General features: G+C 38.9%; 22 protein-coding genes and 1 riboswitch. Of the genes, 14 read left to right on the forward strand and 8 right to left on the reverse strand.

Features of this window, described 5'->3' with window-relative positions:
- The first annotated feature begins 3 nt into the window (after nucleotides 1–3).
- The 5 genes from FRX51_RS03805 to FRX51_RS03825 all read left to right on the forward strand — a co-directional run bounded on the left by FRX51_RS03805 (nucleotide 4) and on the right by FRX51_RS03825 (nucleotide 2853).
- Nucleotides 4–255, forward strand: a complete 252-nt coding sequence (locus FRX51_RS03805) for a PspC domain-containing protein (protein WP_146495981.1) — start codon at nucleotides 4–6, stop codon at nucleotides 253–255.
- A gap of 111 nt (nucleotides 256–366) precedes the next feature.
- Nucleotides 367–1302 (forward strand): HPr(Ser) kinase/phosphatase, encoded by a 936-nt coding sequence (gene hprK / locus FRX51_RS03810; protein ID WP_146495983.1) that lies wholly within the window; start codon nucleotides 367–369, stop codon nucleotides 1300–1302.
- Nucleotides 1295–2068 (forward strand): prolipoprotein diacylglyceryl transferase, encoded by a 774-nt coding sequence (gene lgt, locus FRX51_RS03815; RefSeq protein ID WP_146495985.1) that lies wholly within the window; start codon nucleotides 1295–1297, stop codon nucleotides 2066–2068. Before hprK ends, lgt begins: the two co-directional genes overlap by 8 nt.
- Nucleotides 2069–2080: 12 nt before the next feature.
- Nucleotides 2081–2485, forward strand: coding sequence for a DUF948 domain-containing protein (locus tag FRX51_RS03820; RefSeq protein WP_146495987.1), 405 nt, complete (start codon nucleotides 2081–2083; stop codon nucleotides 2483–2485).
- 26 nt (nucleotides 2486–2511) lie between these two features.
- Nucleotides 2512–2853: a YtxH domain-containing protein gene (locus tag FRX51_RS03825; protein ID WP_146495989.1), complete on the forward strand. Its 342-nt coding sequence runs from the start codon at nucleotides 2512–2514 to the stop codon at nucleotides 2851–2853.
- An 18-nt stretch (nucleotides 2854–2871) separates the two neighbouring features.
- Here FRX51_RS03825 and FRX51_RS03830 read toward each other — a convergent pair whose 3' ends face one another.
- Nucleotides 2872–3159: a DUF3270 family protein gene (locus FRX51_RS03830; protein ID WP_146495991.1), complete on the reverse strand. Its 288-nt coding sequence runs from the start codon at nucleotides 3157–3159 to the stop codon at nucleotides 2872–2874.
- A gap of 131 nt (nucleotides 3160–3290) precedes the next feature.
- Here FRX51_RS03830 and FRX51_RS03835 point away from each other — a divergent pair, with 131 nt between their 5' ends.
- Nucleotides 3291–3509 carry a YdbC family protein gene (locus FRX51_RS03835; protein WP_146495993.1) on the forward strand — a complete coding sequence of 73 codons (219 nt, stop codon included), beginning with the start codon at nucleotides 3291–3293 and terminating at the stop codon, nucleotides 3507–3509.
- Between the two features lie 16 nt (nucleotides 3510–3525).
- Here the strand turns inward: FRX51_RS03835 and FRX51_RS05825 are convergent, their stop codons facing one another.
- From FRX51_RS05825 to FRX51_RS03865, 7 genes are all read right to left on the reverse strand, one after another.
- A complete protein-coding gene (locus FRX51_RS05825) occupies nucleotides 3526–3681 on the reverse strand; it encodes a hypothetical protein (protein ID WP_186627104.1) in 156 nt (51 codons plus the stop codon).
- 9 nt (nucleotides 3682–3690) lie between these two features.
- Nucleotides 3691–5178, reverse strand: coding sequence for a lysine--tRNA ligase (lysS, locus tag FRX51_RS03840; protein WP_146495995.1), 1488 nt, complete (start codon nucleotides 5176–5178; stop codon nucleotides 3691–3693).
- Nucleotides 5179–5315: 137 nt separating this feature from the next.
- A complete protein-coding gene (locus FRX51_RS03845) occupies nucleotides 5316–5963 on the reverse strand; it encodes a histidine phosphatase family protein (protein ID WP_146495997.1) in 648 nt (215 codons plus the stop codon).
- Between the two features lie 25 nt (nucleotides 5964–5988).
- Nucleotides 5989–6471 (reverse strand): aminoacyl-tRNA deacylase, encoded by a 483-nt coding sequence (locus FRX51_RS03850; protein ID WP_146496000.1) that lies wholly within the window; start codon nucleotides 6469–6471, stop codon nucleotides 5989–5991.
- Nucleotides 6468–7310 (reverse strand): DUF368 domain-containing protein, encoded by an 843-nt coding sequence (locus tag FRX51_RS03855; protein ID WP_146496115.1) that lies wholly within the window; start codon nucleotides 7308–7310, stop codon nucleotides 6468–6470. Before FRX51_RS03855 ends, FRX51_RS03850 begins: the two co-directional genes overlap by 4 nt.
- Nucleotides 7311–7375: 65 nt before the next feature.
- A complete protein-coding gene (thiT, locus tag FRX51_RS03860; RefSeq protein WP_146496003.1) occupies nucleotides 7376–7912 on the reverse strand; it encodes an energy-coupled thiamine transporter ThiT in 537 nt (178 codons plus the stop codon).
- A 31-nt stretch (nucleotides 7913–7943) separates the two neighbouring features.
- Nucleotides 7944–8046: riboswitch (TPP riboswitch) on the reverse strand.
- 95 nt (nucleotides 8047–8141) lie between these two features.
- Nucleotides 8142–8990: a glycoside hydrolase family 25 protein gene (locus FRX51_RS03865; protein ID WP_146496005.1), complete on the reverse strand. Its 849-nt coding sequence runs from the start codon at nucleotides 8988–8990 to the stop codon at nucleotides 8142–8144.
- Nucleotides 8991–9137: 147 nt separating this feature from the next.
- On the opposite strand from FRX51_RS03865, the gene FRX51_RS03870 reads away from it, so the two are divergent.
- From FRX51_RS03870 to FRX51_RS03905, 8 genes are all read left to right on the forward strand, one after another.
- Nucleotides 9138–9629 (forward strand): ECF transporter S component, encoded by a 492-nt coding sequence (locus tag FRX51_RS03870; protein ID WP_146496007.1) that lies wholly within the window; start codon nucleotides 9138–9140, stop codon nucleotides 9627–9629.
- Complete coding sequence (locus tag FRX51_RS03875) at nucleotides 9613–10005, forward strand: DUF4430 domain-containing protein (RefSeq protein WP_146496009.1); 393 nt, start codon at nucleotides 9613–9615, stop codon at nucleotides 10003–10005. Before FRX51_RS03870 ends, FRX51_RS03875 begins: the two co-directional genes overlap by 17 nt.
- Nucleotides 10006–10093: 88 nt before the next feature.
- On the forward strand, nucleotides 10094–12790 hold the full coding sequence (gene ppc / locus FRX51_RS03880) for a phosphoenolpyruvate carboxylase (RefSeq protein WP_146496011.1): 2697 nt from the start codon (nucleotides 10094–10096) through the stop codon (nucleotides 12788–12790).
- A gap of 104 nt (nucleotides 12791–12894) precedes the next feature.
- Nucleotides 12895–14190 (forward strand): cell division peptidoglycan polymerase FtsW, encoded by a 1296-nt coding sequence (gene ftsW, locus FRX51_RS03885; RefSeq protein WP_146496013.1) that lies wholly within the window; start codon nucleotides 12895–12897, stop codon nucleotides 14188–14190.
- A gap of 99 nt (nucleotides 14191–14289) precedes the next feature.
- Entirely contained in the window at nucleotides 14290–14970 is a 681-nt protein-coding gene (gene rpiA / locus FRX51_RS03890) for a ribose-5-phosphate isomerase RpiA (protein ID WP_146496015.1), read from the forward strand.
- Between the two features lie 18 nt (nucleotides 14971–14988).
- Nucleotides 14989–16200 carry a phosphopentomutase gene (locus FRX51_RS03895; RefSeq protein WP_146496017.1) on the forward strand — a complete coding sequence of 404 codons (1212 nt, stop codon included), beginning with the start codon at nucleotides 14989–14991 and terminating at the stop codon, nucleotides 16198–16200.
- Between the two features lie 20 nt (nucleotides 16201–16220).
- Entirely contained in the window at nucleotides 16221–17030 is an 810-nt protein-coding gene (locus tag FRX51_RS03900; RefSeq protein WP_146496020.1) for a purine-nucleoside phosphorylase, read from the forward strand.
- A gap of 2 nt (nucleotides 17031–17032) precedes the next feature.
- Nucleotides 17033–18259 (forward strand): chloride channel protein, encoded by a 1227-nt coding sequence (locus FRX51_RS03905; protein WP_186627106.1) that lies wholly within the window; start codon nucleotides 17033–17035, stop codon nucleotides 18257–18259.
- Nucleotides 18260–18268 lie beyond the last annotated feature (9 nt).

Genomic DNA, 18268 nt, shown 5'->3' on the forward strand with positions numbered 1-18268 from the left:
AAGATGACATCTGAATTTTATCGCCTAAGGCAAGGTAAGTTGGTTGCAGGGGTAGTTGCAGGTCTAGCTGATAAATTTGGCTGGGATTTAACCTGGGCACGTCTCTTAATTGGTTTATTTATCTACTTTACTGGTTTTGGTTGGCTGATTTATATCCTTTTAGCTTTAACCCTTCCTTATAAGCAAGAAAAAGAAGAAATGTATTGGCAAGGATCGCGTCAGCGTAAAGAAGCTAAACCAGTTGAAGATGATTAAATGATCAGTAACTTAAAATGAAAGTGTAGGTAGCTGTATGTGGCTGACTAGGCTTTCATTTTTTCTTTTGTTTAAAATATGATAAAATAAGGGTAAGATAAAGGAGATGCTATGACAGTTACGGTACAGATGTTAGTTGACAAGCTCAAACTTGAAGTGATTTCAGGAACAGAAGCAGAGCTCAGCAAGTCTATTATCACCTCGGATATTTCAAGACCAGGCCTTGAGATGACGGGTTATTTTGATTATTATTCGCCAGAACGTATTCAGCTCATTGGCATGAAGGAATGGTCTTATATGAATGCTATGACTTCTGGCAATCGCTATGCGGTTTTGCAAAACATGTTTCAAGAGCAAACACCAGCCATGGTTGTTTCTCGTAAATTAGAGATTCCTAAAGAAATGCTACAAGCAGCCAAGGAAGAAGGGGTAGCTCTTTTGCGTAGTCACTTGCCAACAAGTACCATTTCAGGTGAAATGTCTTGGTATTTGAATTCTTGCTTGGCTGAACGAACTAGTGTTCATGGTGTTCTCATGGATATTTATGGCATGGGTGTCTTGATTCAAGGTGATAGCGGGATTGGTAAGAGTGAGACAGGTCTGGAATTGGTTAAGCGTGGTCATCGTCTAGTAGCTGATGACCGAGTTGACATTTACGCCAAGGATGAAGATACGCTTTGGGGTGAACCAGCAGAGATTTTGCGTCACTTGCTTGAGATTAGAGGGGTCGGGATTATTGATGTCATGAGTCTCTATGGTGCTAGTGCCGTTCGAAATTCTTCTCAAGTGCAGCTGGCTGTTTATCTTGAAACCTTTGAACCGAATAAGGTTTTTGATCGCTTAGGTAATAAAAAAGAAGAAATTGAATTGTCAGGGGTAAAAATCCCATTTATTCGTATTCCAGTTAAGACAGGTCGTAATATTTCCATTGTTATCGAGGCAGCAGCTATGAATTATAGAGCCAAACAGATGGGGTATGATGCCACAGAAACTTTTGAAAATCGCCTAACTCAATTGATTAGCCAAAATGGAGCGAGTCATGATTAGTCCGATTATTTTTGAGTGGGGTCCGTTTATAGTACGTTGGTATGCTGTTTGTATTGTTCTTGGCTTAGTTTTGGCCGTTTATTTAGCGATGAAAGAAGCTCCCTATAAGCAGATTAAGCCAGATGATGTTTTAGATTTAATTCTGTTTGCTTTTCCTGTATCTATTATAGGGGCTAGACTTTATTATGTTGCTTTTCAGTGGGATTATTACCGCCAACATTTAAGTGAAATTCCTGCTATTTGGAATGGTGGCATTGCCATCTACGGTGGACTTTTGACAGGACTTTTATGTGTCTATGTTTTTACTCGTCAGCGTTTTATCAATTTTTTTGATTTTTTAGATATTGCAGCTCCTGGAGTACTTTTAGCACAGAGTCTTGGTCGTTGGGGAAATTTTTTTAACCAAGAAGCTTATGGTAAGGCCGTTGAGAAGCTAACAGGCCTACCAGACTTTATTCGTCAACAGATGTATATTGATGGAAGTTATCGATTACCAACTTTCTTGTACGAGTCTCTATGGAATCTTTTGGGTTTCATCTTGATTATGATTGGTCGTCGTAAAAAAGGATTTTTGAAAAGGGGAGAACCAACCTTTTTCTATCTGATGTGGTATGGTTTGGGGCGTTTTGTGATTGAGGGGATGCGAACAGATAGTTTGATGTGGCTAGGTTTTCGTGTTTCTCAGCTTTTATCACTAGTGTTGGTCTTACTTGGTTTGACCTTATTGATTTATCGTCGTTTAAGATTGGAAATTGAAGATTATTAAAAGGAGTAACAAATGAATTTAGGTGGAATTGCATTATTGATTATTGCTTTAGCGGTAGTTGCTTTGGTGGTGTACTTGATTATCTTATTGAAAAAAGTGTCCCAAACTGTCGAAGAAGTGACTAAAACTATCAACGTTTTAACGTCTGATTTGGACGTGACGTTGAATTTAACCAATGGTTTAATGGCCAAGGCTAATGTCTTGGTTGAAGATGTTAATAGCAAGGTCGCTACCATTGATCCCTTGTTTGAAGCTGTGGCTGATTTATCTGTCAGTGTGTCAGACTTAAACACGCAGGCACGTCAATTCAGTCAAAAAGCTAATAGTTCAACGTCTAATTTAGTCAAAGCTGGTATGGCGAGTGGGGCAACGCGTATGGCAAGTAAATTATTGCGTAAAAAAGATAAAAAAGCTTAGTGGGTATAGAATAGGAGATAAGAGCTATGAGTAAATTTTTTAGAACAGTATTATTTGGCAGTCTAAGTGGTGCTACTGCGGCTTATCTTTTAACGAGTAAGGAAGGCAAGGTCTTACAAAGTAAAGCCAAGAATTTCATTGTAGCTTATCAAGAAAATCCAGAAGCCTATCATGAATTGGTTAAAGAAAAAATTGATTATTATCGTCAACAGATGATCAAAAAAGTTCAATCTTATCAAGAGGATTTGCAAACAACCTTAGATAAAGACGCTGAATTGACGGAGCAAGCAGAAAAGCTACCAGAAGTAAGTGCCTATATTGATGATATTGTCCTTGACTATGATGATATGATTAACAAAAAAAAGTAGCGAAAGATTTCGCTACTTTTAATGTTTCATCGAAAAAATAAAATAAGATAGGGTAGAAGTTAAGGCGGTACTAATTAAGATAGCTAATAGAAAGGCCCAACCAACTCCAATTTCAAGTGAGAGTAGAACAAAGCAAGATAACACAGATAAAATAGAAAAGATTGTAACGCGTGCAAAAAAGACCAGCTCACGAAATTTAGCGCTGTTGCTATTTAATTCTTGAAATTCTCTGTATTTTGGCGAGTAAGAAATTTGTAAGTCTTCTTCAAATTCTTCAATTCTCTGCCGTTTCAAGTTTGCTGGCATTCTAATCTCCTTTGTTAATCTTTTTCATTATACCATAGTATCGAAAATTTGTCATATTAAATCAAAAAAAATTTGCTTATCATGAATTTTTGTTATAATAGGTTACGAATAAATGGTAAAAGGAGGTTTATATGGCAGAGTTCAAATTTGAAATTGTTGAAGAATTATTGGTTTTGTCAACCAATGATAAGGGCTGGAGCAAGGAACTGAATCGCGTCAGCTTTAATGGTGCTGAGCCAAAGTATGACATTCGTTCTTGGAATGCAGATCATAGTAAGATGGGAAAAGGGATTACTCTGACAAATGAGGAATTTAATACCTTATTAGAAGCCTTTCGTTCAAAAAAATAGTCTAGGATTTTCTAGACTATTTTTTTCGTTTTCTTAACCAATCAGCCAAGCTAATCATGAGAAAGGTAATGCCTAAATAGATAAACATCATTTTATTTTTTGATTGTGATAGCAAGCCATACATGATGAAAATAAGGGCAGATAAATTGGTTATTGTTCGATTAGTTTTCATAGGCAATGATTATTTCATGGTTGGGAATAAGAGAACATCACGAATTGATGTGGTATCAGTGAGTAGCATACATAGGCGGTCGATACCGATTCCTAGACCACCTGTTGGAGGCATACCGTATTCAAGGGCTTCGACATAATCATAGTCAATACCAGTTGCCTCATCATCACCCAATTCTTTAGCTTTAGCTTGTGCTTTAAAGCGTTCTAATTGATCAAGTGGGTCATTAAGTTCTGTGAAGGCATTTCCATATTCTTTAGTCATGATAAAGAGTTCAAAACGATCGGTAAAGCGTTTATCTTGGTCATTCATCTTAGCCAATGGTGAAATTTCAACTGGGTGTCCATAGACAAAGGTTGGTTGAATTAAGGTCTTTTCCACAAATTCTTCAAAGAAGGCATTGATGATATGGCCGACGGTAAAGTGTTTCTCAACAGCCACCTTGTGTTCTTTGGCAAGAGCAGTGGCGTCTTCTAAACTCATTTCTTGCCAGAAATTAACGCCAGTTTGTTCCTTAATGGCATCTACCATGTGAACACGTTTGAATGCTTGATGGATATTTAGTTCAGTATCTTGATACTTGATTGGGCCATCTCCCTTGACCTTTTGAGCAACGTGTTGGATAATTCCCTCAGTCAAGTCCATCACGTCTGTGTAGTCATGATAGGCTGTGTAAAGTTCTAGCATGGTAAATTCTGGATTATGGGTTTGGTCAACCCCTTCGTTACGAAAGACACGACCGATTTCATAAACTTTTTCCATACCACCGACAATCAAGCGCTTGAGATGAAGTTCAAGGGCAATGCGCAGCACCATATCCATGCTTAGTGCATTGTGATGGGTATTAAATGGCCTTGCAGCAGCTCCACCAGCTTCATTGTGAAGAACAGGAGTTTCAACTTCTAGATAACCAAGACCATCAAGGTAACGACGGATTTCTGAAATCACACGGCTACGTGTGGTAAAACGATCAAAACTCTCACGATTAGAGATTAAATCCAAATAACGTTTACGATAGATGGTTTCGATGTCAGTCAGGCCGTGGAATTTCTCAGGTAGGGGACGAAGCGCCTTAGACAAATGTGTTAGTTTGGTTGCTTTGATAGAGAGTTCCCCCATGTCAGTACGCATGATTTGTCCTTCAACACCAAGGAAATCACCAAGGTCAGCTTTTTTGAAAATATCATAATTTTCTTCTCCAACCATATCTTTACGAACATAGATTTGTAATTGCCCCTCACGGTCTTGGATATGGGCAAAGCCAGCTTTTCCCTTGCCTCGCTTGGTCATCAGACGTCCAGCGATGATTGCCGTTTGATTAAGTTCTAGTAGGTCTTCTTTACTTTTATCAGCATATTGTGCTTTTAAGCTAGCTGAATCAGCAGTGCGTTCAAATCGTTTACCAAAAGGGTCGATACCTTGTTGGCTTAGTTCATTCATTTTGTCACGACGGACTAATTGTTGGTCGTTTAGTTCTTCAATATGTTCTGTGGACATGTCTTCCTCCAAAAGTTTCTTTCTCTTTTATTCTATCATAAATTGAGCAAAATTTCACAGTAGGATAGCTAAGTTTATATGTTGTAGAGGCCAGTATTATTTTAACTCTAGTAAAAAATCTCCTCTTTTAGAGGAGATTAGTTGGTTAAGGCCAATTCTTCCTTTACTTGAAAATGTGAGGTGTCATTCCAACTTAGGAGTTGGAAATTGACCATGTCTTGACTTTCAAGGATTGTTAGGCTAGCATTGTCCAATCTACCATGGCGTCGAAGTTGAGCTGTGCTATAACCAAGTAGATGGCCGATACCAGCAACTAATGAGGCGCCATGACCAACGATTAGAACGGTGTCGTATTTTTCAGGATCAAGTTGGGTGACAAAATTAGCGATACGCTGAGTGACTTGATAGACACTTTCAGCATCGAAAATGTCGTTGTTGAAACACGAAAGATTGTGGGTGAAGGCATAAATTTGTCGAGGATAAATCGCCTGCATTAGACTAATTTTTTTACCTTCTAGGTTTCCCAACCCCCATTCGCGTAATTGGGGACTAATTTCAATCGGTTTTGGTTGATGGTTTTCTTGGTTAATAAGTTGGGCAGTTTCAAGGGCTCGAGTCAAATCACTAGAAAAAATAGCATCAAAATCAATAGCTCTTAGGTGTTGACCAAGAGCGATAATATCTTCTTTACCATCTTCTAGTAGGCTAGGATTGAGGCTAGCTCCTTGAAAAATACCTTGACGGTTCCAAATGGTTTGACCGTGACGAACAAAGTATATCTTCATGTGGGAAATCTCCTATTTCTTGATATTAGTTAATGTCGTGTATTAAGTCTGCAAATGCTGCTTGAACAAAGTCAGCCAAATCTTGACTATCGATTTGGATAGAACGACCAAGTTCACCAGCAGATACAATGATTTGCCCTAAATTTAGAGCCGTTTGATCAATAAAAATTGGGAAAGGGTGTCGTTGACGAATGCCAATGGGATTGTTAGCACCGTGAATGTAACCCGTTGTCTTTTCCAAGTCCTTCTGTGGAATCATCTGAACCTTTTTATTTTGGGATAATTTAGCTAATTTCTTCTCGGATACCTGAGTCGTTAGCGGCACAAGAGCAATCAAGGTTCCTGTCTTGTCACCTGTTAGAGCTAAGGTTTTGAAAATCCGTTCTTTTTGAATTTCTGTTGGTACTTGCTCGGTTAGGGCATTAAGTGCTAGACTTTGGTAGCTGATTTTTTGCTTGTCTAAAATTTGCTCAACAAGAGTTTTCTTTAATTTGTGTTTTTTACTCATTTGTATTTTTCTTCTAATTTGCTCATCCAAGCTCCAAGTCCTACCCCTGCTAGAAATAGAAGCAGTGAGAGCAAGATTGTGAACCAGTTGATACCAGCGTAAGAAATGGCTTCTTTACTATTTGGCACTGGAATGATAATCAAAAGGGTGCTAGAGAGAACAAGGCCGATGATGAAATGATACACTTTGGAATGATAGTTGGCTAAGGCATAATCCATAGCTTTGGAAAATAGTAATACAGCTAAACCACCACCGATAGCAATGGGAAGAAAGACGCCTGTCAAATCCAAACGTTTGAAGCCATTAAGCATTGGGCTATATAAACCAAGAATGAGTAGTAAGTTAGACGGGCTAAGGCCAGGTACTAAAATACCAAGGGCAATCAAGCTACCAGCCAATATAAAGCTCAAGAAGTTGGCAGGAAGAGTACCGATGAGATTATTTAGATTATAGAGTAAGAAACCAGATAGGACAAAGGTGACCAGTAGAATTAGCCAATCCGTTTGCTGGCGTGGGCTTTTTGAGCTGGCTTCTTGCCAAAGACTAGGTAGAGTACCAATAATTGCTCCAGTAAAGGCCCAAAGAACAGGAACTTGATAATGACTTAGAAGATACTCTAACGGTGCTGAAAAGAGTGCGATTCCAAGAATCCCCCCAATTCCAACAGGTAGGAAAAAGAGGAGATTGTTGACAAAATCTTTAGAGATATGAGCAAGAAAAGAAATAATCTTTTCATAAAGCCCTAAAATTGAAGCCAACACCCCACCTGAAACACCAGGTAAAATAAAGCCAAGAGCGATAATAATTCCCTTAATGAGTCTTGTCAACCAAGATAGCATAGTAACCTCCAAAATAAAAAATGGCATTTATTTCATTATACCATTTTTTAGCTTATTTGGTTGAGTTAAACAGAGAATAGTTTAGGGTTTTTCTTGGATAAAAGTAATAGCACGACACTGACTAGGATAGCAGACGGCAACATGTAGCTGGCATTGTAACTTAGAGAATAGAGCCAAACAGGTGTGCCTTTTGGCGCATAAGCACTATAAAACACAATACCGGCTAGGGTATGGGCAAATAATCTCGCTAGGCTAGCCAAACTCACTCCAAGTAGGAGCCTACCAGTGCTTAGTTTACCTGTATGTTTAAGGTGGACAAGACCAGCTAGTCCAATCATGGCATAAGCGATTGGATAGTCGAGCAAAAATTGCAAAGGACTGAGAAAATAGCCTCCTAAAAAGAGTTGTAGCCCTCCAGCCAAGCCTCCTAAGAATAAGCCTGCAGCTAGGCCATGGCGTAGGGCAAAAATGATAAGAGGGAGCATTCCAAGTGAGATGTTCCCTCCTTGTGGTAGTTGAAATAAGATCAGCTTATCTAAAATCAGAGCAAGGGCAAGTAGTAAGGCACGTTCGGTCACTTTGGTAGATGCTAATGATGACATAAAAAACTCCTTTCTGTGACAGTCAGGAGTTTAAACTTTTAGTCACAATCCCTACGCTAGTGTTAACTAGATCAGGTGTTGAGGATTTCGTCTATGCTAGACGATCTCAGCAAAATGCACTCCTATGTGTCAATCATGATTTAATTTATTAGTTAAAAGTCTATCATGAAAGCCCTTTTTTAGCAAGGGTTTGGCCTAAATAAAAACAACTAAGCTAGAAAATACTAGCTTAGTTGTTGAGTTTGCCAAAGAGTTTTTCATAAATCGCTCTTTGGTTTTTGCTACTAGGAATCTGATTGAGGTCAAGTGCCTTATCAAATCCATTAAGATAACCTTGAGAGGTGTATTGATGTAAATCGTAGCTAAGGTTGGTTTCAGGTAGTGCTTCAAAGTAACCGGAGTCTGTCCCATAGGCGGGGAACCAGACAGCATCAAATTTATCAATCGAGATAGATTGTTCTTGCATGAAGTAAGTCCCAATATAGATGCCAACATTTTTAGCACCAAGGCGTTTTAGCTCTTTACGAAAAGCTTCAACCCCAGCGTCCATATCTTTCATGGTCACTTCTTCCACATCAATCCAGTAGAAAGTAGGGTTATAAGGCGAGGCATTTTTATAGAAGATTTGAGCTTCTTCTTTCATTTCCTTAACGCTTCGTCCTAAGGCGTAACTATAGACGGCAACAGGAACATTACGCTTTTGGAATTCTTGGATATGTTTCTTAAAGGATTTGTCAACCCCAGTAGTGTAGGCGGCATTATTACTGGTAGTAATTTGTGACCCACCAAAAACACGGACAATGGCCCCTGAAATATTTTTCGAAAGAACATCATAATTTATTTCTTCAGGTAGTTGCCAACCAGAAACGTCAATAATTGGATTTAGAACAAGATCATCCTCAGACGAATCAGTTTCTTCTTCATCGCTTGAACGACTAGTCGCTGTTGGAATGGTTTGTTTGGCTAATTTTAAGGTTTCTTTCTGTACTAGAGTAGAATGGATTTTGCCAATTAACAGGATTAGGGTGATCAAGCCGAAGAAAAGAAAGACAACAATTGGTTTAATTTTTCTTCTCATCATTATTTATTATAGCTCAATTCATTAAAAAAATCAAAGCACTTATCTCGAAAGCCTGATTTAAACTTATTCCAGGCATTTCATTTAAGATGAACCAGAGCTTACAAAGTTAACTTGATTTGATAAAATAGAAAAAGAGGTGTTGATATGTCTTTGAAACAATTAAGTCGAGTGGCTGTTTTATCAGCTCTTTGTGTAGTCTTACGTTACTTGTTTGCCCCATTACCAAATGTTCAACCATTAACGGCAATTTTTCTAGTTTTGGCTAGTGTGAATGGTCTAGCAGAAAGCTTGGGTGTCATGGCCATTTCGCTTTTGGTCAGTAGTTTTTTTTTCCTATTTGGTCCGTGGGTCTTTTGGCAAATAGTCTCATTTACTCTGGTCATTTTGTTTTGGCAGTTTTTGATTTTTCCATGGGCCAAGCAGGCGATGGTACTACAAGCTCTTGGGGCAGCGAGTTTGGCTTTTTTTTATGGGATGATGATTGATGGCTTGATGGCACTTTTTTATGGAAGTAACCCTTGGTTGCATATGATAGCAGGGACAAGTTTTAATCTAGTCCATGCTTTATCAACTCTAGTGTGTTATCCGCTTGTTATTCAGATGTTTAGGAGATTTGAAGATGAAAAAATTATTTAGTTTTGTATTGGTGTTATTTAGCTTTTTATTGGTGGCATGCAGGCAGCTAACAGAGCAATCAGTTGAAGAGCCCAATCCACAGTCCAGTCTTGTTTCAGAACAAGTGAGGGTTCAGCTAATTGTGAAATTTGACCAATCAAGTCAGGAAAAAACTCTGACACTTGAAAAAGAAGAAACGATCATGACGATCTTGAAAGCTAATTATGATGTCAAGGAAGTTAATGGTTTTATTACTGCTATTGATGGGGTTGAACAAGATGAGGCGGCCAAAAGATACTGGTTATTCAAGGTTAATGGTCAAATGGCCCCTAAGGGTGCTGATCAGATGGTAGTAAAAGATGGCGATGTGATTGAGTTTTATCAAGAAAGCTTTTAGTGTGCCTTGTGCTAGTATTGTTAAGATGGTATTTTAATTGAAAAAATGGTAAGATAGTCAGTAGGTTTAGCCAATAAAGGAGGCAACTGTGAACATTCCCAAATTAGAAAATTTGAATAGTAAAGAAACCGTTAATGAAGAAGTGGAGCTGTTAACTCGCTTGCTACAAGAAGTTACTAAGGACTTGGTCAGTGAGCGAATTTTTCAGTTAATCCAACGTTTAACAGATTTATCAATAACAGAGAACTATGATCAGCTTGAAAAACTGATTCAGCAAATTGATAACCAAGAGATGATCATGGTGGCTCGCTATTTTTCAATTTTGCCACTTTTAATCAATATTTCTGAAGATGTGGAGTTGGCCTATGAGGTCAATTACTGTAATAATGTGGGGCAAGATTATCAAGGAAAATTATCCTTGATTATGGATGAAGTTGCTCATCATCAAGACGGTCAGGCCATCTTAGAAGCTGCCAACGTCGTACCTGTCTTAACGGCCCATCCAACCCAAGTTCAACGTCGTACCATGTTGGGCTTGACCAATCAAATTTATCTTCTTTTACGTCAGCGACGTGATTTGAGAGAAGGAAGCCTTAATCAAGAAAAATGGCAGCAAGATTTACGACGTCAGATTGAGTTGATGATGCAATCTGATATTATCCGTGAGAAGAAACTTAAGGTTAAAAATGAGATTAGTAATGTCACAGAGTATTACAATCGTTCCTTGATTCCTGCCATTACCAAGTTGGTCAAAACCTATCAAGATTTAGCAAAGGATAAGGGCTTATTACTTGAAAAAGCTAATCCGATTAGCATGGGCATGTGGATTGGTGGTGACCGTGATGGAAATCCTTTTGTAACTGCAGACACCTTAAAATTATCTGCCTTGACACAGGCAGAAGTCATTCTAACTTATTATATGACGATGGTGGATAAACTTTATGACGCCTTTTCCATCTCAACTAATCTGATTCCAGCAAGCTCAGCGGTGGTAGAGTTAGCGAAAAAATCTCAACACACGTCTGAATTTCGTGAAAAAGAGCTTTATCGTCAGGCTTTTTCTTATATCAAAAACAGTCTGCGTCATACGTTGGGATATATTAGTCAAGATCAAAAGGTTGCTCCTTACTATGCCAAGGCTAGCGATTTTAAGAAAGATTTGCTGCTGATTCAATCCTCTTTATTAGAGCACAAGGGACAACATCTTTTGACGGGTGAGTTTTCAGAATTATTGCAAGCAGTAGATGTCTTTGGTTTTTATTTAGCCAGTATCGACTTAAGACAGGATTCGAGTGTTCATGAGTCTTGTGTAGCTGAGCTTTTACAAACAGCAGGCATTGAAGACAATTATAAAGCCTTATCAGAAACTGACAAATGTCAATTGTTATTAACTACCTTAACCCAAGATCCACGCAGCTTATCTTCAAGTCTTTTACCTAAGTCTGAGCAGTTGAAAACGGAATTGGCTATTTTTGACATGGCAAGACAGCTTAAAGATAAGATGGGAGAAGAGATTGTTCGTCAACACATCATTTCTCATTCAGAAAGTGTGTCAGATTTGTTAGAATTAGCTATTCTCTTAAAGGAAGTTGGCTTGGTTGATAAGCAAACTGCCAGAGTTAGAATTGTACCTCTTTTTGAAACCATTGATGATTTGAATAATGCTTATGACATTATGGAGGCTTACTTCAATTTACCGATTGTTAAAACTTGGCTAAAGGACAATCAGCATGACCAAGAAATCATGCTGGGCTATTCGGATAGTAATAAAGATGGAGGCTATCTAGCGTCTGGTTGGACTTTATATAAGGCTCAGCAGGATTTAACCAATCTTGGTGAACAGCATGGTATCAAGGTCACCTTCTTCCATGGTCGTGGAGGGACAGTTGGTCGTGGGGGAGGTCCGTCTTATGATGCGATTACCTCACAGCCGGCAGGTACGATTAAAAATCGTCTTCGTTTGACAGAACAAGGAGAGGTCATTGGTAATAAATATGGTAATCAAGATGCAGCTTATTATCACTTGGAAATGTTGTTGTCAGCGACCCTAAACCGTATGATTAAGGAAAGGCAAACCAAGCCAGAAGATTTAGTTGGCTACCGGCAAATCATGGATGAGATTGTTGCAGATAGTTATCAGACTTACCGCCATCTCGTCTTTGAACACCCACATTTTTATGATTATTTTTTTGCGGCTAGCCCAATTCGTGAGGTATCAAGTTTGAACATTGGTTCTCGTCCAGCAGCTCGTAAAACCATTACTGATATTTCTGATTTAAGAGCAATTCCTTGGGTGTTTTCTTGGTCACAAAATCGTGTCATGCTGCCAGGTTGGTACGGTGTTGGCTCAAGTTTTAAAAAATTTATTGATCAAGACACAGAAAATCTTGGCAAACTACAAAAGATGTATCAAAACTGGCCGTTTTTCAAGAGCTTATTGTCTAATGTTGATATGGTGCTTTCCAAATCTAACATGACCATTGCTTATCAGTACGCACAGCTTTGTCAGGATGAGTCAGTGAAGGAGGTTTATCAACTCCTGCTTAAAGAGTGGGAATTGACGAAGATGATGATTTTGGCAATTGAACAAGAAGAAGACCTCTTGGCTGAAAATCCATATTTAAGAGCAAGCTTGGCTTTTCGCTTGCCTTACTTTAATGTTTTAAATTATATTCAATTGGAACTGATTAAACGTTCGCGTCAAGGGGATCTAGCAAAAGGAGAAGATCATTTAATTCATATTACCATAAACGGAATTGCGACAGGTTTACGTAATTCAGGTTAGGTTAATAGACATTAAGAAGATTAAGGCTTGCCTAATCTTCTTTGTTTTTTCTAGGTAAAGATGATATAATCGAAACTGCAGTTTAGTCGTAAACGGAGGGAACTATGAAAATTGACAAAAAACACCTCTTGAATTATTCCATTTTAATCCCCTATTTGATTTTGTCTATTGTAGGATTGATTGTGGTGTATTCAACAACCAGTGCAACCTTGATTCAATATGGTCTGAATCCTTTTAAGTCAGTCATTAACCAAGGCGTGTTTTGGATCATCAGCCTGCTTGCCATTACCTTTATTTATAAGTTGAAGTTGAATTTTTTGAAAAATTCTCGTGTTTTAAGCCTTGTTATGCTGATTGAGATGGGTTTGTTGCTGATTGCTCGTTTTTTTACCAAGCAGGTCAATGGCGCTCATGGTTGGATTGTACTTGGTCCAATTAGTTTTCAGCCAGCAGAATACTTAAAAATTATTATGATTTGGTTTTTGGCTTTTACTTTTGCCAAACGTCAAAAACTAATCGAACGTTATGATTATCAAGCCCTAACCAAGCGACGCTGGTGGCCGCGCCAATTGTCTGATTTAAAGGATTGGCGATTTTACTCGTTAGTTATGATTTTACTAGTAGCTTCCCAGCCCGATTTGGGTAATGCAACCATCATCGTTTTGACCAGTATTGTCATGTTTTCGATTAGTGGCATTGGTTACCGATGGTTTTCTGCTTTGCTGAGTGTGATTGTCGCAACATCCACCCTTTTTCTAGGCTTGATTTCGCTAGTGGGGGTAGAAACGATTTCTAAAGTCCCAGTTTTTGGTTATGTTGCTAAACGGTTTAGTGCTTTTTTCAATCCCTTCAAAGATTTGACCAATTCAGGACATCAACTAGCTAATTCTTATTATGCCATGAGTAATGGTGGTTGGTTTGGTCTAGGGTTAGGAAATTCTATTGAGAAAAAAGGTTACCTGCCAGAAGCCCAGACAGACTTTGTGTTTTCTATTGTTATTGAAGAGTTGGGCTTGATTGGTGCCGGTTTAATTCTAGCTATTGTATTCTTTTTGATTTTGAGAATTTTATTGGTGGGGATGAAGTCTAACAATGCTTTCAATGCTATGATTTCCTTGGGAGTTGGCAGTATGCTCTTGATGCAGGTCTTTATCAATATTGGTGGGATTTCTGGCTTAATTCCTTCAACAGGAGTGACGTTTCCGTTCTTATCACAAGGGGGAAATAGTGTCCTAGTGCTTTCAGTAGCGATTGGGTTTGTTCTTAATATTGATGCCAGTGAGAAAAGAGAGAGAATCTTCCAAGAAGCAGAAGAGAACTATCATAGTAGAATGTCTGATGAGTACATGAAAGAGCAAGCTAAAATTATTAAATTAAGAGAAGATGATAAAGAGGTTTAGGTTTTATAAAAGCCTAGACTTTTTATTTTTCATAAATAGATGTCAATCAAGGAAAAAAATGATATAATTTATAAAGATAAAAAGAAAGGATAGCGAATAATGGAAGCGCTTAAAAAGATGGCTGGTATTAAAGCAGCAGATTATGTCCATGATGGCATGATTGTTGGTCTGGGTACTGGTTCAACGGCCTATTATTTTGTGGAAGAGCTTGGTCGTCGCGTCAAAGAAGAAGGCTTACAAATTACAGGTGTGACAACGTCTAGTCGGACGAGTGAACAGGCTAAACAACTCGGTATTCCACTAAAATCGATTGATGAAGTGGATCAAGTTGATGTGACTGTTGATGGGGCTGACGAAGTTGATCGTGCTTTTAATGGCATCAAAGGTGGTGGAGCCGCTCTTTTGATGGAAAAGGTGGTTGCTACACCAACTAAGTACTATATTTGGGTGGTTGATGAAACCAAATTAGTTGATCATCTAGGAGCTTTCAAGCTGCCTGTTGAAGTTGTTCGATATGGAGCGGAGCAGGTTTTTCGTCGTTTTGAGCGAGCTGGTTATAAACCGTCATTTCGTCAAAATGGAGATCAACGTCATCTGACCGATATGGGCAACTACATCATCGATCTTGATTTAGGTTTGATTTCAGATCCAGTTGCTTTTGGAGAAGAATTAGACCATACAGTAGGTGTGGTTGAGCATGGTCTGTTCAATGGCATGGTTGATTTAGTTATTGTGGCCGGTCAATCAGGCTTAACGATTTTAGAAGCTAATAAGAAATAAATTTATAGGAGAATAAACATGTCAAAATTTGATCGCATTCATCTAGTCGTCATGGATTCAGTTGGTATTGGTGCTGCTCCAGATGCAGATAAGTTTTTTAACGCTGGTACACCAGATACCGAATCAGACACTCTAGGACATATTTCAGAGCAAGCAGGTCTTAATCTACCACACATGGCTAAGATTGGTTTAGGGAATATTCCACGTGAGGAAGCCTTGGCCACTGTTTCCGCAGAAGCAAATCCAAGTGGTTATGTGACTAAGCTAGAAGAAGTTTCTTTAGGTAAGGATACCATGACAGGTCACTGGGAAATCATGGGACTAAATATCACAGAACCATTTGATACGTTCTGGGATGGTTTTCCAGAAGATATTCTAGTTAAGATTGAAGAATTTTCTGGTCGTAAGGTCATTCGTGAAGCGAATAAACCTTATTCAGGAACTGCTGTCATTGACGATTTTGGACCACGTCAGATGGAAACAGGCGAGTTGATTGTTTACACGTCAGCAGACCCAGTTTTGCAGATTGCTGCCCACGAAGAGGTTATTCCACTAGATGAGTTGTATCGTATTTGTGAATACGCTCGCTCAATTACTTTGGAGCGTCCAACCCTTCTTGGTCGTATTATTGCTCGTCCTTATGTCGGAACACCAGGTCATTTCACACGAACAGCTAACCGTCATGACTATGCTGTATCACCATTTGAACCAACAGTGTTGAATAAACTGGCTGACGCAGGTGTGCCAACTTATTCTGTTGGTAAAATCAGTGACATTTTTAATGCGTCAGGCATTACCAATGACATGGGTCATACTAAATCTAATATGCATGGTGTGGATGTCTTGATTGAAACCTTGAAATTAAAAGAATTTGATCGTGGTTTCTCATTTACCAATCTAGTTGACTTTGATGCCGTTTATGGTCACCGTCGTGATGTCGAAGGCTATCGTGATTGCCTGGAAGAGTTTGATGCTCGCTTGCCAGAAATTATGGAAAATATGCGTGAAAATGATTTGCTCTTGATTACGGCTGACCATGGTAATGATCCAACTTATGCGGGAACTGATCATACGCGTGAGTATGTGCCATTATTGGCTTACAGTAAGTCATTCACAGGAAACGGTGTCTTGCCAGTTGGACATTTTGCGGATATTTCAGCAACTGTAGCTGATAATTTCGGTGTTGATAAAGCTATGATTGGTGAGAGCTTCTTGGATAAATTAGTTTAATAAAAATAAGGAGAAAGAAAATGAGCTTAATGGTTAAAATTAAAGAAACAGCAGCTTTCTTGAAAGAAAAAGGCATGACAGCCCCAGAATTTGGTTTGATTTTGGGTTCAGGCTTGGGAGAATTAGCAGAAGAAATTACGAACTCAATCGTACTTGATTATGCAGAGATTCCTAACTGGGGTCAATCAACAGTCGTTGGTCATGCAGGGAAATTAGTTTATGGCGATTTGGCTGGTCGCAAAGTTTTGGCACTACAAGGTCGCTTCCATTTCTACGAGGGCAACGCTCTTGATGTGGTGACTTTCCCAGTTCGTGTCATGAAAGCTTTAGGATGTACAGGAGTTCTTGTCACTAATGCTGCAGGTGGTATTGGCTATGGTCCAGGAACCTTGATGACAATTTCTGACCATATCAATATGACAGGTCAAAATCCACTCATTGGTGAAAACTTAGATGAGTTTGGCCCACGTTTCCCAGACATGTCTAATGCCTATACCGCTGAATACCGTCAGGTAGCTCATCGTGTGGCAGAAAACTTGGGTGTCAAATTGGATACAGGTGTTTATTTAGGGGTAACAGGTCCATGTTATGAAACACCAGCTGAGATTTTAGCTTATAAGAATATGGGAGCTCATGCTGTTGGCATGTCAACTGTTCCAGAGGTTATTGTGGCAGCACATTCTGGTTTGAAGGTCCTAGGTATTTCAGCGATTACAAATTTTGCTGCTGGTTTCCAATCAGAACTAAATCATGAAGAAGTCGTTGAGGTGACTCAACAAATTAAGGGGAATTTCAAGGATTTAATTAAGGCAATCTTAGCGGAGCTATAATTTTGAGTCTTAAACGAGATGATATTTTCTTGCTTGGCTTGACCATACTCATTGGTGTATTAACAGGCCTTGTTGCCATCGGTTTACATGACCTTTTAAAGATTATTCAAAAACTAGCTTACGGCTATGTGGATGGTCAATTTTTAGTCTTGTCAAGGTCAGTTCCCATTTGGCGACGAGTGGTATCAGTTAGCTTAGGTGGTTTATTAGCAGCTTTGGCTTGGTATTTGTTGCAGAAAAAACAACCCTTGGTTTCGATTAAAGGACAACTAAAGCAAGCAACTTTAGGCAAGCGCCCCTCCTTTTTTCAACATCTTACTCACGCCTTGACTCAAATTTTATTGGTAGGTATGGGTGGCCCTGTTGGCAAGGAAGTTGCGCCTAGGGAATTAGGAGCTTTAATTAGTGGTCAGTTAACCAGTCGTTTTCAATTATCGACTGAAAAGAGAGAATTAATGATTGCGTCAGCCGCGGCAGCAGGTCTATCTGCTGTCTATCAAACTCCGATTGCTAGTTTCTTCTTTCTTTTCGAAGGGATGAAGGCTAAAAAAAACTGGTCAAGTGTTCAGTTGGGTTTGCTGATGATTTTGGTGGCGACCTATACAGCTCGTCTAGGAATTGCCCCTAAGCCGACTTATCAAGTGACTCAACTAACCAATAGCTCATCAACTTGGTTATTAGCTCTTGTTTTAGGTCTGTGTTTGCCACCTTTTGGGCTTATTTTTCGTAACTTGGTTCAGAAAATGGAACAAGAAAGGATTAAAAAGGTTAGCATTTTATGGTGGTTACCTCTTAGTATGATTTTGGTTGCATTTGCTAGTATCTTTTTTCCAGAAATCCTTGGCAATGGTCGTGATACTGTACAAGCAGCTTTTCTTGGTTTAAGTTGGCCCTATGCTTTGTCCTTGTTAATCGTTAAAGGGAGTCTAGTACTTCTGGCTTTGAAAGCAGGAGCTTACGGTGGTACTCTAACCCCAGGGTTTGCCATGGGTTCTTTGATGGGGCTGTTAATTGGTTTATTATTCTTTTTTTGGTTGCCTAATCTTTCTTTGGCTGAAGCCAGTATTATTGGTGCAGGTACTTTTTTATCTGTTTCAATGGCAACCCCTTTAACAGCTATTTTTCTAACCATGACTTTTACAGGTCAAACTTTTCTAACCTTGCCACCGATTTTTTTATCCGTTGGCTTGGCTTGTATGATAACAAAAATAATAAATAATAAAAAATAAGGAGATAAG

Origin of the sequence: Streptococcus sp. sy010, from assembly GCF_007859175.1 — a bacterium.
Lineage (GTDB): Bacteria > Bacillota > Bacilli > Lactobacillales > Streptococcaceae > Streptococcus.